At 68.1% G+C, this 14413-nt stretch carries 15 protein-coding genes and 1 pseudogene; 13 read left to right on the plus strand and 3 right to left on the minus strand.

Annotated features, from left to right (window positions below; genetic code table 11):
- Positions 1-86 precede the first annotated feature (86 nt).
- From QQM39_RS36915 to QQM39_RS36935, 5 genes are all read left to right on the plus strand, one after another.
- A complete protein-coding gene (locus tag QQM39_RS36915; RefSeq protein ID WP_302001937.1) occupies positions 87-1091 on the plus strand; it encodes an FKBP-type peptidyl-prolyl cis-trans isomerase in 1005 nt (334 codons plus the stop codon).
- Between the two features lie 76 nt (positions 1092-1167).
- Entirely contained in the window at positions 1168-1539 is a 372-nt protein-coding gene (locus tag QQM39_RS36920; RefSeq protein WP_030053355.1) for an FKBP-type peptidyl-prolyl cis-trans isomerase, read from the plus strand.
- A 157-nt stretch (positions 1540-1696) separates the two neighbouring features.
- On the plus strand, positions 1697-2650 hold the full coding sequence (locus QQM39_RS36925; RefSeq protein WP_302001938.1) for a YafY family protein: 954 nt from the start codon (positions 1697-1699) through the stop codon (positions 2648-2650).
- A gap of 19 nt (positions 2651-2669) precedes the next feature.
- Positions 2670-3710: a YafY family protein gene (locus QQM39_RS36930; RefSeq protein ID WP_302001939.1), complete on the plus strand. Its 1041-nt coding sequence runs from the start codon at positions 2670-2672 to the stop codon at positions 3708-3710.
- On the plus strand, positions 3707-4018 hold the full coding sequence (locus QQM39_RS36935; RefSeq protein WP_302001940.1) for a hypothetical protein: 312 nt from the start codon (positions 3707-3709) through the stop codon (positions 4016-4018). Before QQM39_RS36930 ends, QQM39_RS36935 begins: the two co-directional genes overlap by 4 nt.
- An 8-nt stretch (positions 4019-4026) precedes the next feature.
- Here the strand turns inward: QQM39_RS36935 and QQM39_RS36940 are convergent, their stop codons facing one another.
- Positions 4027-6027 carry a transposase gene (locus QQM39_RS36940; RefSeq protein ID WP_302001941.1) on the minus strand — a complete coding sequence of 667 codons (2001 nt, stop codon included), beginning with the start codon at positions 6025-6027 and terminating at the stop codon, positions 4027-4029.
- Between the two features lie 90 nt (positions 6028-6117).
- Here QQM39_RS36940 and QQM39_RS36945 point away from each other — a divergent pair, with 90 nt between their 5' ends.
- The 7 genes and pseudogenes from QQM39_RS36945 to QQM39_RS36975 all read left to right on the plus strand — a co-directional run.
- A complete protein-coding gene (locus QQM39_RS36945) occupies positions 6118-6312 on the plus strand; it encodes an AlpA family transcriptional regulator (RefSeq protein ID WP_302001942.1) in 195 nt (64 codons plus the stop codon).
- 54 nt (positions 6313-6366) lie between these two features.
- Complete coding sequence (locus QQM39_RS36950; RefSeq protein WP_302001943.1) at positions 6367-6759, plus strand: transposase family protein; 393 nt, start codon at positions 6367-6369, stop codon at positions 6757-6759.
- On the plus strand, positions 6690-7103 hold the full coding sequence (locus QQM39_RS36955; protein ID WP_302001945.1) for a transposase: 414 nt from the start codon (positions 6690-6692) through the stop codon (positions 7101-7103). Before QQM39_RS36950 ends, QQM39_RS36955 begins: the two co-directional genes overlap by 70 nt.
- Positions 7104-7131: 28 nt before the next feature.
- Complete coding sequence (locus tag QQM39_RS36960) at positions 7132-7326, plus strand: hypothetical protein (protein ID WP_302001946.1); 195 nt, start codon at positions 7132-7134, stop codon at positions 7324-7326.
- 260 nt (positions 7327-7586) lie between these two features.
- Entirely contained in the window at positions 7587-7874 is a 288-nt protein-coding gene (tatA, locus tag QQM39_RS36965) for a Sec-independent protein translocase subunit TatA (RefSeq protein ID WP_302001947.1), read from the plus strand.
- A gap of 47 nt (positions 7875-7921) precedes the next feature.
- A complete protein-coding gene (gene tatC, locus QQM39_RS36970) occupies positions 7922-8869 on the plus strand; it encodes a twin-arginine translocase subunit TatC (protein ID WP_302001948.1) in 948 nt (315 codons plus the stop codon).
- 40 nt (positions 8870-8909) lie between these two features.
- Positions 8910-9045 (plus strand): annotated as a pseudogene (locus tag QQM39_RS36975) (sphingosine kinase); the annotation flags it as partial.
- 751 nt (positions 9046-9796) lie between these two features.
- On the opposite strand, the gene QQM39_RS36980 reads toward QQM39_RS36975, so the two are convergent.
- Together QQM39_RS36980 and QQM39_RS36985 are read right to left on the minus strand one after the other, a co-directional pair.
- Positions 9797-10090 (minus strand): helix-turn-helix transcriptional regulator, encoded by a 294-nt coding sequence (locus QQM39_RS36980; RefSeq protein WP_302003859.1) that lies wholly within the window; start codon positions 10088-10090, stop codon positions 9797-9799.
- 287 nt (positions 10091-10377) lie between these two features.
- A complete protein-coding gene (locus QQM39_RS36985) occupies positions 10378-11088 on the minus strand; it encodes a hypothetical protein (RefSeq protein WP_302001949.1) in 711 nt (236 codons plus the stop codon).
- A 432-nt stretch (positions 11089-11520) separates the two neighbouring features.
- On the opposite strand from QQM39_RS36985, the gene QQM39_RS36990 reads away from it, so the two are divergent.
- Positions 11521-14373: an RNA helicase gene (locus tag QQM39_RS36990; RefSeq protein ID WP_302001950.1), complete on the plus strand. Its 2853-nt coding sequence runs from the start codon at positions 11521-11523 to the stop codon at positions 14371-14373.
- Positions 14374-14413 lie beyond the last annotated feature (40 nt).

Here is a 14413-nt window from a genome sequence, read left to right on the forward strand (position 1 = left end):
CCGTACGTTTACCGTACGGCGCCCTTCTCACGCCGTAGAGTTGCGCGCACGCCATCCACAAGATCGACGATTACGAGGCCCCCACCGTGCGCCGACGCTCACTTCTCATCGCCGTACCCGCAGGACTGGTCACGCTCGCCGGATGTGGCGACGAGGACGGGGCCGACTCGGCCGAGGGGAACGCCAGCGCGTCGCCCTCGACTCCTGAGGCGTCGGCCGCTCCGTCGCCGAAGATCGTGGAGGGTCCGCTGCCGGCGATCACCGCGGGCACGAAGTTCGGTGAGAAGCCGACGGTCGCCAAGGGCAGCGGCGATCCGTCGAAGGATCTCGCGGTGAAGACGGTCATCGCGGGCGGCGGCAAGGTGGTGGCCGAGAAGGACTACATCCAGGCCCACTACCTCGGCCAGATCTGGAACACCGGGAAGGTCTTCGCCAACTCCTACGACGCCAAGACGGCGGCGCTCGTCCCGCTCGCCCAGGGTCAGATCTACGAAGGCTGGCGGTACGGGCTGGCCGGTAAGAAGGTCGGCAGCCGTGTCGAGATGGCCGTCCCTCCGGCGTGGGGCTACGGCAAGGAGGGCAACGAGCAGGCCGGGGTCAAGGGCACCGACACGCTGGTGTTCGTCCTCGACATCCAGGACACGTTCAACACCAAGAGCTCCGCCAAGGGCACCGAGGTCGCCCAGGACAACATCGACCTGCCCAAGGCCGGCGCCAACACCGACGGCAAGGCGCCGTCCATCGAGATCCCCAAGACGGACCCGCCGAAGAAGCTGGTCGCCAACTACGTGATCGAGGGCGACGGCGACGAGGTCGGTGCGGACAACACGGTGCTGGTGCAGTACAAGGGCGTGCAGTGGGCCACCGGCAAGGAGTTCGACTCGACGTATGCCAACAAGCAGCTCGTGTCGTTCTCGCTGCAGCAGGTCGTCAAGGGCTGGTCGCAGGGGCTGACCGGCAAGAAGGTGGGCAGCCGGGTGCTGATCGTCATCCCGCCGGACCTGGGCTACGGCGACAACCCGCCGCAGGGCAGCGGTATCGCCAAGGGGGCCACGCTGGTGTTCACGGTGGACATCCTGGCGAAGATGTGAGGCCGCCCGAGGTGATGAAAGACTGGGACAGGCCCCAGGGCCGTTGCCTTTCCACAACAAGCATGGAGCGTAAGACGTGAGCATCGACAAGCCCGAGATCGACTTCCCGGGCGGCGAGCCCCCGGCGGACCTCGAGATCAAGGACATCTGGGAGGGCGACGGCGCGGTTGCGCAGGCGGGCCAGACCGTCACCGTCCACTACGTGGGTGTCGCTTTCAGCACGGGCGAGGAGTTCGACGCCAGCTGGAACCGCGGCACGCCGTTCCGCTTCCCGCTGGGTGGCGGCCGCGTCATCAAGGGCTGGGACCAGGGGGTGCAGGGCATGAAGGTCGGCGGCCGCCGCCAGCTGACCATCCCGGCCCACCTCGCCTACGGCAACCAGAGCCCCACCCCGGCGATCAAGCCCGGCGAGACCCTGATCTTCGTGGTCGACCTGCTCGGTGTCTGATCGTCGCGTCTGACGGCGTACGACTGATCGGCGTACGACCGGACTCGACTACCTGGGGCCCATGCCTGTCCGGGCATGGGCCCTCGGCTTTTGCCACGCCACCGCGGGGCGGTACGGTCATCGTCCGTAAGCACCATAGGGAAGGCGAAGGGCGTCGATGGCCATTGCCAAGGCCGAGCGGCTCATGAACCTGGCGCTGTGTCTGCTCGGGACGCGGCGGCCGCTGAGCAAGCGCGAGCTGCGTGAGTCCATCGAGGCCTATCTGGAAGCCGGCTCCGACGACTCCTTCAACCGGATGTTCGAGCGCGACAAGGACGACCTGCGCGAACTCGGCCTGGTCATCGAGACCGTGGAGAACCTCGACGGCGAGGTCGGCTATCTGGCCCGCCGCGACAGCAACCGTCTGCCGCCCATCACCCTGGACGCCGAGGAGGCCGCCGCCCTGGGCCTGGCGGCCAAGGTGTGGCAGCAGGCCCGGCTCGCGGGCGCGGCCAGCGGCGCCCTGCAGAAGCTGCGCGCGGCCGGGATGCCGGAGGACGTCGACCCGTACGAGGCGCACGGCGCCCTGGAGCCCCGTATTCCGGTGCATGAGGCGGCCTTCGAGCCGCTGATGCTGGCGTGCCGTGATCGTCGCCCGGTCGTCTTCGAGTACCGCAAGGCCACCGCCGCCCGCCCCGAACCCCGGCATGTCGAGCCGTGGGCGCTGGAGTGCTGGCGCGGTCACTGGTATCTCGCGGGCTGGGACCGTGACCGCGGTGCCGAGCGGGTCTTCCGGCTGTCCCGGATCACCGGCAAGGTGCGCAGCCGCGCCGGCCGTTTCACGGCCGAGGTCCCGGATGTCGTCACGGTGCGGGAGACCGTGGCGAGCTGGGCGGGGGAGACCGCCGACCGCTCCGCGTTGATCCGGCTGCGTACGGGCGCCGGGTACCCCCTTCGGGCGAAGGCCACCTCGGTGCGGGAACTCGGGGACGGCTGGGACGAGTTGGAGATTCCGTACGGCCACGGCCTGGATGCCTGGCTGGTGGAGTTCGGGCCGGACGTGGTGGTCCTGGAGCCGGCCGAGCTGCGGGCCGACGTGGTGGACCGGCTGCGTGCCGTGGCCAAGGGCTGAGGGGGAGCGGAGCGAGACAGTGGCAGGCAAACCGGTACGGCCCGTCAACGCCATCGACCAGACCCGGCGGATGCTCTCGCTGGTGACGTATCTGAGGGAGCGCCCCGGCGCCCGTGTCGAGGACGTCGCGCGCGCCTTCGGCATCTCCGAGGACGAGCTGGTCTCCGACCTGGATGTGCTGCCCATGTGCGGCACCAGCTTCCGCGGCGGTGACCTGCTCGACATCGACACCGACGGCGAGCGCATCTGGTGGCACAACCCCGACGACGTCGCCGAGCCGCTGCGGATCGCCGCCGACGAGGCGACCGCGCTGCTGGTGGCCGCCCGGGCCGTGTCCACGCTGCCGGGGCTGCGCGAGAGCGACCGGCAGGCGCTGCTGCGGGCGACCGCCAAGGTGGAGGCCGCGTCCGGGGAGGCGGCCGGTGCCAGCTCGCGGCTGTCGGTGACCTTCGAGTCCGAGGGCGGTGTCTTCGCCGACGTCGACCGTGCGATCTCCGAGCGGCGCCGGCTGTGGATCCGCTACTACTCGCCGGCCCGCGACGAGGTCACCGAGCGCGAGATCGACCCGATCCGCCTGGTCAGCGTCGGTCACACCTACGTCGAGGCCTGGTGCCGTCGCTCCGAGGCGCGGCGCACCTTCCGGCTCGACCGGGTCGCCGAGATCAAGATCCTGGACGAGCCGTCGGCGCCGCCGGAGATCGAACTGCGTGACCTGTCGGAGGGGCTGGTGCAGCCCGCCGCGGAGGATCCGGAGGTCGTCGTCGAGGTCGGCCCGGGCGGACGCTGGGTCGCCGAGTACTACCCCCACGACAGCGCGGATGAGCTTGCGGACGGCGGTCTGCGTATCACCCTGCGCACCCCGGACCCGACGTCGCTGCGGCGCCTGGCGCTACGGCTCGGGCGTGACGGCCGTATCGTCTCGCCGCCCGAGCTGGCCGACAGCGCCCGGCAGGCGGCCAGCGAGGCGCTGGCGGCGTACGACGGGGTCGAGGTGCAGGAGTCCCACGGGGCGCGTGCGGTTCAGGAGCGGCAGGACGACAGGCAGGAGCGAGGGCTTTGAGTGAGTCGGCTACGTCCGGGTCCGGGGTGCGGGGTATGACGGTGACGTCGGCGTTCGCCGGGATGAGAAGCGTGGCTCCGGTGGTGTTCAAGGCGGGCTGCCCGGACTGCCGGGGCCGTTTCGAGCTCGCCGCGAGCGCCCTGAGACTGGCGATCGGCGCGTCCAGCCGTACGACGTTCTACTCCTTCACCTGCCCCGAGTGCGGTGCGTCCGTGCGCAAGCCGGCTGGCGAGCGGATCGTCGAGCTGCTGACCGGCGGCGGGGTCAGCACCCTGCGGCTGCACGCTGTAGGACGGTCTGAGACTTGATCCGCAATTCACCAGAGGGTGAGCTGTGGACTGCACGCCGTGCGGGGACCGGGCTTTCCGGCGTGGCCACGAGGTCGTGACTCATCCGGGGTTGCTCGGTTCCGCTGTCCGGCGGTTCGGGGAGCAGAGGTCTCACGACGTTGCCGTGGGACTGCCACGCGACCCGACCACCGGGGCGGTTTCGGGCTCGGTGTGGTTGACTCCCTCAGCGCTTCTTCCAGCGCTTCTGAATAGGTGATCTGTGCGTGCCGGGACAACGTGGTGTCCAGGTACGCGGTCTTGGGGTCGCCCACGTCTTCGAAGTGGACGAACGTGGCCAGGGCGGCGGACACGAGGTCGCGCTTGCCAACGAGGCCGCACGCAAGGCACTTGTGCTCACGGTCGCGGAGGGTCTTGCGTACGCGCTCGCCGCACAGGCAGTGCTGAGACAGGGCCGTTGACCAGGTGGAGGCCCGTACGAGCCTGCCCCCGGCGGCTTCGCACTCGACCTTGAGGGCGGAGATCAGCATGCCGGGTGTGGTCTGCGAGAGGCGCTTACCCCACAGCCGGTACCAGGTGCGGATGTCGCAGTCCTCGACCACGAGCACGGGTCCGTGGGCGGCGATGATCTCCCGCGCCACCAGGCGGGCACGGTGCCTGCGGTGCTCGGCGAGCGAGGCGGCGTGCTCGGCCTGGCGGGAGCGCTGGGTGCGGTAGTTGGCGGAGAGCCGGTCACGGCGGAACGCCTGCTTCGGCACACCATCGGACCGTGCGTCACGGGCACCGCCGGGCACGGCCACAGCCTTGGGCTTGAGCCCTTTGGCGGCCCTGCGCTCCGCCCTGCGGGCCTGCTTCTTCGACAGCCCGTACTGGGCACAGTTGGTCGCTCGGCGGGAGCGCTCCAGTGCCCTGGCGCGGCCCCGCCGCTTCTTCGCGGCCTTCTCCAGCCGGGCGCGCTCCTCCTCGGTCAGCGTGATCTCGGTGGAGACGGGGTTGCCGCCGTCCAGCGACGCGGGGAAGGACACGATGGAGAGGTTGGAGACGTTGCCGTCCATGCCGCCGATGCGGTCGAGCTGGGCGGCCTCATCGCGCATCTGTCGTACGGCCGGGGAGGAGTACCCAGGCCCGAGGATCATCAGGTGCGCCTCGTATACCCAGCCACCCGGCGCGGACGCCTTACGGCGGCGTACGAGGTCCACCTTGTGCCAGCCCAGCGGATTGTCGAGGAAGTGCTGTACGCGCTCCCACTGCCCGTCGCCCTGGGGGATGCGAACGGGGAGAACGAGGTCACCGCGCTCGCCCTCGGGACCGCCCGCGAACACCACGGCGAGCGGGCCGGTGTGGTCCCACCAGTTCGCCCGGCGCTTGCCCGGTTTCCCGGCGGCGGTGAGCTTGCCCGTGGGCACCTTGCCGTCCGGCAGGGTCGGCTTCGGCATCGTCCGTGGCTGCATCAGCGCGTGCTGCCCGCCGTCGGTGTAGGCCATGACGTGGCCGCGGAGGGTGCCGACCAGGCGGAAGGTCTCCCACTTGTTCTCGGTGGTGTGGGAGCGGGCGCGGCCGGGGATGCGGGTGAAGTCGTGCCAGCGGCCGGTCTTGGGGCGGCCGGAGTGATGGCCGGTGGCATCGGGGAACAGGTGGCGCTGCACGCCGTTCCACACCTCGTCAGCCATGTGCATGGCCAGAGCTTTCGAGGCGTGGTGCTTCAAGTGCCCCGAGTCTTCGAGGTGCTTGTACGCGCTGCGCTCCAGCGCTTCACGGGAGAGGCCGAGGCGCTGCCGTACGGCCTTCGCGCCCTGCTCGTTCCGCTTATGGAAGGCGGCCCAGTACGCGTCGACCTTGGCGCGGGCGTCACGCTGGACGGCCCGCTTGAGCGACCACATCGCCCCGAACAGGTTCTCCACGCGGGCAAGGTCGGCGGGGTCGGTGACGGTGAGCGGCAGCACGATCACGGAGACCTGCCCGTCGTTGGGCTTCTTCCACTTCGGGGCCCTGTTCTTGCCCCGGAACTTCCGAGTCTGGGCAGCCTGCATCACTCGTCACCTCCCCGTCAGTGAATTAGCTGACCTACGGCAGGCTACGTGAGTAGTTCAGCTATGACAACCGAGGGTAGAATGGGCTTCATGGCCATTAAGATTCCTGGTTTCGAAGACGCTAAGCAGGCAGCGGCGCGGCTCAAGGTGACCGTCCAACACGTCTACAACCTCAACTCCAGCCGCGACGACTTCCCCTCGCCCGTCTACGTCGGCCGCACACCGCTGTGGCCGGTTGACCGGCTGGACGCCTGGCGGGCAGCGCACCCAAAGCGCGGAGATTAGCTGACCCTTTCCCGAACGGGAAGTAAGTGAACTAATGGGGCGTTGTGTCCGTCTGTGTCGAGGATCAATGTCACCAGCCTGCGGCCCCGCTCACCGCTGCACTGGACCGGGCTCCCCATCAAGGCGTTCCTCGTCCTGGTCGCCCGCGTCGCCGCCCTACTTCCATCCGAGACCCGGCGCTGGCGGCCATGGACGCTCCTACTGGACAATCGCGTCCTGGCGGCCGCCATGGCATGGCGCACCAACCTGACCCACCGCCAACTCGCCGACTTCTTCGGTGTCGGCGTGGCCACCGTGCACCGCATCCTCGACCGGCTCACCCCGCTGGTCGCCGGGCTCCTCGAACCGCCCGCGGCTCCTGCTCGGACCTGCGGGTCGTGGATAGCACGCTCGTCCCCGTCGAGGACCAGAAGCAGAAGTGCTCCAAGAACTACCGGCGATCGGTGAACGTACGGTTCACCTTCCGCGCCCGAGACCGGCGCGTAGTCGCCGTGGGTGACGCCTGGACCGGCAACTGCAACGACATCGTTGTCTTCCGCGAAACCATGGCCGACCAGCTCGCCGGACACTGCCTGACCATCGGCGACGGCGCGTACCGCAGCCACTCCGCCGTCATCACCAGCAAGACCAAGAGCAAGCCGTTCGCCAAACGCCGGGCACGGGCCGAACACGGCATCGCCCGCCTCAAGGACTTCGAAGCCCTCCGCCGACACCGCCGACGCGGCGGCACGATCAACGACGCCACCCGCGCCGTCGCCATGCTCCACAACCTCAACATTGACTATGCGTAATTACGGAACAGCTCGTAGGCTCGCCCCCATGTTCTGGCCGATGTTCGCGGTAGCTGTGGGTTTCGTGGGTCTCGCCGTCCTCGGTGTGCTCGCCGTGCGGGTCTTCCTCGCGGCGCAGTGCCTCGGCCGGCAGGTCAGGGACTCGGCGCGACGCATCAGCAGGGCGGCCGAGGACCTGGAGCGGGCCAGTCTGAGCGCGGCCCGGGCTGTGGACTCGTTGTAGGCCTGTCAAGTATTGGGTGTGAGTCCTGGGCCGCGTGCGTTTTGGGCCACTCCGCCCTGTCGACTTGCTGCCCCTGCCAGGTACGCTGCTGAATTGCGGCCCCGAGAGCGAGGCGCGGGTCCGCGGACTGGGAGTATGTACAGGGATTGTCACGCGTTCACCCTTGAGCGTTACGATCCCTGGGCAGCGCGGCGGTCGGATGAATATTCGACTTGCCGGGTATTCGGACCATGTCGCCTCGGTGAAGAAGGTAAACAGCTATGGGTAGGCTCGGCCCCACCGAGATCATTCTGATCCTCGTCGTCATCATCCTGCTGTTCGGCGCCAAGAAGCTCCCGGACATGGCTCGTTCCCTCGGCAAGTCGGCGCGCATCCTCAAGAGCGAGGCCAAGGCGATGAAGGACGAGGGCAAGTCCCCCGCCCCGGCCGACCCGCCGAACAACAACAACGACGAGCAGCCCCCGGCTCAGCGCGTCATCCAGGCCGCCCCCGGCGACGTGACGAGCTCGCGCCCGGTCAGCGAGCCGACGGACACCACGAAGCGTTGACGCAGGGCCGGACGTCTCCGGCCTTGAGCATGAGATGAGGACGTGGGTTGCTTAAGTCTGCCCGCAAGAAGGAGATGGATCCCGAGGGGCGGATGCCCCTCGCGGAGCACCTGCGTGAGCTCCGTAACCGGCTGGTCAAGAGCCTGTTGGCGATCCTCGTCACGACCATCGTGGCGGCCCTCTTCTACAAGAACATCATCCAGTTCTTCACGGATCCCATCCTCCAGGCGGTGGGATGCGACTACAGCTTCGCCGAGCTGGCCAAGAACACGAGTGAGAACAAGTGCGCGCGCATCGTGCAGAACGGTCTGCTGAGTCCGTTCACGCTCGCTCTCACGGTCTCCCTGTCGTCGGGAGTGGTGCTGGCCGCCCCGGTGTGGCTCTACCAGCTCTGGGGATTCGTCGCGCCCGGCCTCCACCGGCACGAGAAGAAGTACAGCCTCGCCTTCGTGGGCGCGGGTTTCCCGCTGTTCATCATGGGCGCCTACTTCGCGTACTGGTCGCTGCCCAAGATGGCGTCGGTGATGCTCGAGTTCTCGATCATCGGTAGCGACAACCAGCTGCCCCTCGACGATCTCCTGCAGCTGATCATGCGGATGATCGTCGTCTTCGGCCTCTCCTTCGAGCTTCCGCTGCTGCTGGTGATGCTGAACTTCGGCGGCGTGCTGTCCGGCAAGAAGATGGCCGGCTGGTGGCGCGGGATGATCATGGGCATCACGGTCTTCGCGGCGGTCGCCACGCCCAGCACGGACCCGATCTCCATGCTGGCGCTCGCGGGCCCCATCTGGATCCTGTACTTCGCTGCGACGGCCATCGCCCTTGCCAACGACAAGCGTCGGGCGCGCCGTGAGGCGGAAGGCCCGGCGGACGACGAGGCCTCCGACCTCGACCTCACCCCCGAGGACATCGGGGAGATCGAGACGGTCTCCGCGAGCCGGGCGCTGCCCGAGCAGGCGAGCACGGACCGGGTCAACGGTTATGACGACGTGACCTGAGGAACGACAGGCTCGGGGCGCAGCTCGTAGGGTCAGTACAGTGACCAGCGAGATCGGCCTCTTCGTCAGTCCCACCGCGGGGCGCGGCCGGGGCGCGCACGCTGCGCAGTTGGCCGCCTACGCATTGCAGGCCCGCCGGATTCACCGTGCGGACGGTCCTCGGGGAGAACACCGAGGGCCAACAGCGACCGGACAAGGCTGAACTCGACGAGCTGTGGCAGCGCGCTGCGGGCGACGTCCTCGGCACCGGAGGCGGCTCGGCCCGCAGCTCGCTCAGCGCCAGGTCTCTCCCAGGAGAAGGCGCCGGCATTCCTGGAGGAGGAGGTTGTCCGCCTGGAGCCGATCGAACTGACCGGCACTACCACGGTTCAGGATCCCGAGCCGGTCATTGCGCGCGTGGCCTCTTGCTGTGCGTGAGCGGACAGTAGAACGTGCCCTTCCACGCGACCATCGAGCGCGCCCGCGCCACCCGCCACGATCACATCGCGCGCAACGGGGAATTTGAGATCAACTGCAAGGGTGGCATCCTGGCCTGCCTCGTTGAGGCGCGCAGCCGACGATGCCACGAGTGGCTGTGCCTTTCCAGACCCTGGAGACGCGTCAGCAGTCCCTCCGTGACCTAGGGATTCCTCGTGGCCCAGGATGCTGGCCCAGGATGTGAGGTGGTCGGGGTGGTCGTCTGGCGTCTGGTCTCCAGCTTGGACACCATCGCCGACGGCCACTCCGAGAGAACCGCCAGTCCGTACAGCACGCAGGTCGGAGCGTCTGTCGAGCGCCTCGCAGGAGGACTCCGACGGGGTGGCGCTGAAGGTGCCAGCCCGTACTGCTGTCTGTGTCTGCGCCCGACTGCTGGCTCCCCACATGGGGCATGCGGTCGTTACAGCTGATCCTGACCGGAGCCATCGGCGGGGTGGCCTGGCTCAAGAATCAAGACCGCTCCACGCTCGACAAGCAAACTGCTCGACAAGACCGGGTCACACATGATGGCCCAGTATTTGAGAATTTATTCCGGGTGACGTTCGGTGCTGTCGCTCTTATCGGTTCGAACGCTGATGAATCTCCGGCGTGGCATCCCGCCACCTCGCAGATGTGGGTGAGGGTGCTGAACCGAATGGCCTTGGCGCGGCTGTTCTTCAGTACCAATAGATTGACGTTTGTGACGCCTACCCGGGCGGCGATCTTCGCCGGCTGCGCCACCAACCCAGCAGGGCGGGCGAAGATGCTCTGCCCCGTCGCGGCATTTTGTGCACATTAACGCGGGATGGAGTCGACACGGGCGCTGGGTTCAGGAATGAGCCTTCGCCGTGGCCGGGCTATCCTGCAGTCCAGCCCGAATGAGCCTTCGCCGTGGCCGGGCTATCCTGCAGTCCAGCCGGTAACGCAGTTGCTGCCCTGGGCGGCGTACACCAGCTTGGTTGTCAAGGGAGCCCCGGCCCGGCGCCAGAGGGGTGTTACGAGCGGCAGGACGCCGCCCGCAACACCCAGGGAACCCCGGATTAGGCGCGGGGCTACTTCAGGTAGCCGCCCACGAAGCCGCGGTAGTCCCCCCACACCCGCTCGCGAGCGCTCCACTCGCCGAGGTTGCCCGTCCACCTGGCCGTCCAGACCGTCTCGGCCTGCGCGTTGTCGGCAGGCGGAGAGGAGATCCACTCCTTGACGGGGGAGTGCGAGAAGGAGGACGCGGGCACGTAGTTGTAGTGCTCGGCGGTGCCCGGGTACACCTTGGTGGTGTCCTTGCCCTTGACCTGGTAGTTCGTACGGATGGTGACCTTGGTGACCTTGATGCCCAGCACGGTGTCGTGGAGCGAGTACGAGGCCCACATGTCCTTGGCGGCGGCTCGGGTCTTCGCACCGCCGGTCTCGCTCACGCGCTCGATCACCACATCCCCGCCGGCCCGCACAGTCCGGGCCTTTGCCGTCTCGGGCGCCTTGTCGGCCTCTTCGACGAACGCCTTGGTGGTCTTCGGGTCGTTGATCAGATCGAGGAAGCGATTCTGTTCCTCGGCAGAGAGAGCCTTGAACTGACTCGCCGTCTTGCCGGCCTCGGTATCCCCCTTGAGCGCCAGGCCCTCCAGGTAGGCGACGTACTTCGCGGGGGAGGCCGTCGCCGGCGAGGGAGCCGAGTCCGCGGCGGCCGTACCGGGCAGTGCGGCCAGAGTAAGCGCCGCCACGGCCAGGCTCAGGGAAGCGACGGAACCTCTGCGAATCGATGAACGCATAACTGTGAATTCTCCTATTGCGTGGTCTGATTTCGAGATGTGAAATCGAGCAGCAGGAAAGGGTGAAGCGTGCCACCGTGGGCATGCACGACAATCCCCCAGTCCCCGTGATGGCGTGCCCATTTGTCGTTCCCCTGCGGGCTCCGCCTCGAAGATCTTGCGCGAGTCATCTGCACTCCGTCAACTAATCTTCACTTTTCTGAGCTTCCCTTGAGAATGTGACTCAGTAGACATATATAGGCAGCAGCTTCGATGCCGGTGCTTATCTCGGCCCGCGCCCCCGCTCGGTGATTGCGAGGCCGCTGCATCTGGCGCATCCTCACCAAACACAGCACCGGGTACGCCGACGGGTAGCCGCCCGGGTCTCTGCTCTGCAGGCCGTAGGGCCGTGAGCTGCGGGGATCAGGGGTTTACGGAGACCGGATCCGGATAATGATCGTCCTGTTGTCAGTGGCGCCCGGTACGCTCGAAAGCACGATGACAGAGGACCTCTCACCGGCCGAGCGGTATGCGGCAGCACGCAGGCGCGCTGCCGAGCAGGCCACCGCGCTCGCCTCCTTCCGCGAGATGTACGACTTCGGCCTCGACCCCTTCCAGATCGAGGCCTGCGAGGCGCTCGAGGCGGGGAAGGGCGTTCTGGTGGCCGCGCCCACCGGCTCCGGCAAGACGATCGTGGGCGAGTTCGCCGTCCACCTCGCCCTGATGCAGGGCAAGAAATGCTTCTACACGACGCCCATCAAGGCGCTGTCGAACCAGAAGTACGCCGACCTGTGCCGCCGTTACGGCAACGGCATGGTCGGTCTGCTCACCGGCGACAACAGCATCAACTCCGACGCCCCGGTGGTCGTGATGACGACCGAGGTGCTGCGGAACATGCTGTACGCCGGGTCGCAGACCCTCCTCGGCCTCGGCTATGTGGTCATGGACGAGGTGCACTACCTCTCCGACCGCTTCCGCGGTGCCGTATGGGAAGAGGTGATCATCCACCTCCCCGAGTCGGTCACCCTCGTCTCGCTGTCGGCGACCGTGTCGAACGCCGAGGAGTTCGGCGACTGGCTCGACACCGTCCGCGGCGACACCGAGGTGATCGTCTCCGAGCACCGGCCCGTGCCGCTGTTCCAGCATGTGCTTGCCGGGCGGCGGATGTACGACCTGTTCGAGGAGGGCGAGGGCCACAAGAAGGCCGTCAACCCCGACCTGACGCGGCTGGCCCGGATGGAGGCCCAGCGCCCGTCGTACCAGGACCGCAGACGCGGGCGAGCGATGCGCGAGGCCGACCGGGAGCGGGAGCGCAGACAGCGGTCCCGGGTGTGGACGCCGGGGCGTCCCGAGGTCATCGAGCGGCTCGACGCCGAGGGCCTGCTGCCCGCCATCACCTTCATCTTCAGCCGGGCCGCCTGCGAGGCCGCCGTACAGCAATGCCTGTACGCGGGGCTGAGGCTGAACGACGAGGAGGCGCGGGAAAAGGTGCGCGCCCTCGTCGAGGAGCGCACTGCCGCCATCCCGACCGAGGATCTGCACGTCCTCGGCTACTACGAGTGGCTGGAAGGCCTGGAGCGCGGTATAGCCGCCCACCACGCGGGCATGCTGCCGACGTTCAAGGAGGTCGTCGAGGAGCTGTTCGTCCGCGGCCTGGTGAAGGCGGTGTTCGCCACGGAGACGCTGGCGCTGGGCATCAACATGCCTGCCCGGTCCGTGGTGTTGGAGAAGCTCGTCAAGTGGAACGGCGAGCAGCACGCCGACATCACGCCGGGTGAGTACACGCAGCTGACCGGTCGTGCCGGGCGGCGCGGGATCGACGTCGAGGGCCACGCGGTGGTGCTGTGGCAGCGCGGCATGAGCCCCGACCACCTCGCGGGGCTGGCCGGCACGCGTACCTATCCGCTGCGGTCCAGCTTCAAGCCGTCGTACAACATGGCGGTCAACCTCGTCGAGCAGTTCGGACGGCACCGCTCGCGCGAGCTGCTGGAGACGTCCTTCGCGCAGTTCCAGGCCGACAAGTCGGTCGTCGGGATCTCACGGCAGGTGCAGCGCAACGAGGAGGGGCTCGAGGGCTACAAGGAGTCCATGACCTGCCACCTCGGGGACTTCGAGGAGTACGCGCGACTGCGCCGCGAACTCAAGGACCGCGAGAACGAGTTGGCCAAGCAGGGTGCGGCCCAGCGGCGCGCGGAGGCCGCGGTCGCGCTGGAGAAGCTCAAGCCGGGTGACGTCATCCATGTACCGACGGGCAAGTACGCCGGTCTCGCGCTGGTGCTGGACCCCGGGCTGCCCGCCGGGCGGTCCAACGGCCATCGCGGCTTCGAGCACCATGACGGCCCGCGGCCGCTGGTCCTGACCGCCGAGCGGCAGGTCAAGCGGCTGGCGTCGATGGACTTCCCGGTGCCCGTCGAGGCGCTGGAGCGGATGCGGATCCCGAAGTCCTTCAACCCGCGCTCCCCGCAGTCCCGTCGGGACCTCGCGTCCGCGCTGCGTACCAAGGCCGGGCACATCCCGCCGGACCGGCACCGCAAGCGGCGCTCCCAGGCGGCCGACGACCGCGAGATCGAGCGGCTGCGCAAGGCCCTGCGCGCGCACCCCTGCCACGGCTGCAACGACCGGGAGGACCACGCCCGCTGGGCCGAGCGCTACCACCGGCTGCTGCGGGACACCTCGCAGCTGGAGCGCCGTATCGAAGGCCGCACGAACACCATTGCTCGTACGTTTGACCGGATCGTGGCGCTGCTGACCGAGCTGGACTATCTGCGCGGTGACGAAGTGACCCAGCACGGCAAGCGGCTCGCGCGGCTGTACGGCGAACTCGACCTGCTGGCCAGCGAGTGCCTGCGGGAGGGCGTCTGGGAGGGCCTCGGCCCTGCCGAACTGGCTGCCTGCGTCTCGGCGTTGGTGTACGAGGCGCGGGTCGGGGACGATGCGATGGCGCCGAAGCTGCCTTCGGGCAAGGCCAAGGCCTCGCTGGGTGAGATGGTTCGGATCTGGGGGCGGCTGGATGCCCTTGAGGAGGACTTCCGGATCACCCAGAGCGAAGGGGTCGGGCAGCGTGAACCCGACCTGGGCTTTGCCTGGGCTGCCTATATGTGGGCCAGCGGTAAGGGGCTCGATGAGGTGTTGCGTGAGGCGGAGATGCCGGCGGGGGACTTTGTGCGGTGGTGCAAGCAGGTGATCGATGTGCTGGGGCAGATCTCGGCGGCGTCTCCTGCGGAGGGCTCGACCGTGGCGAAGAGTGCGCGTAAGGCTGTGGACGGGTTGCTGCGGGGGGTTGTCGCCTATTCGTCGGTGGGGTGATTGATTGTGGGCGGGTGCGGGGGTCGTCGTGGCTGGTCGC

Source organism: Streptomyces sp. DT2A-34, assembly GCF_030499515.1.
Taxonomy (GTDB): Bacteria; Actinomycetota; Actinomycetes; order Streptomycetales; family Streptomycetaceae; genus Streptomyces.

Excerpts from the sequence above, each read along its gene's own strand:
- QQM39_RS36960 (WP_302001946.1), top strand. The coding sequence starts at position 7,132 with ATGTTCTGGCCGATGTTCGCGGTAGCTGTGGGTTTCGTGGGTCTCGCC.
- QQM39_RS36990 (WP_302001950.1), top strand. The coding sequence starts at position 11,521 with ATGATCGTCCTGTTGTCAGTGGCGCCCGGTACGCTCGAAAGCACGATG.
- tatA (WP_302001947.1), top strand. The coding sequence starts at position 7,587 with ATGGGTAGGCTCGGCCCCACCGAGATCATTCTGATCCTCGTCGTCATC.
- QQM39_RS36945 (WP_302001942.1), top strand. The coding sequence starts at position 6,118 with ATGGCCATTAAGATTCCTGGTTTCGAAGACGCTAAGCAGGCAGCGGCG.
- QQM39_RS36985 (WP_302001949.1), bottom strand. The coding sequence starts at position 11,088 with ATGCGTTCATCGATTCGCAGAGGTTCCGTCGCTTCCCTGAGCCTGGCC.
- QQM39_RS36925 (WP_302001938.1), top strand. The coding sequence starts at position 1,697 with ATGGCCATTGCCAAGGCCGAGCGGCTCATGAACCTGGCGCTGTGTCTG.
- QQM39_RS36940 (WP_302001941.1), bottom strand. The coding sequence starts at position 6,027 with ATGCAGGCTGCCCAGACTCGGAAGTTCCGGGGCAAGAACAGGGCCCCG.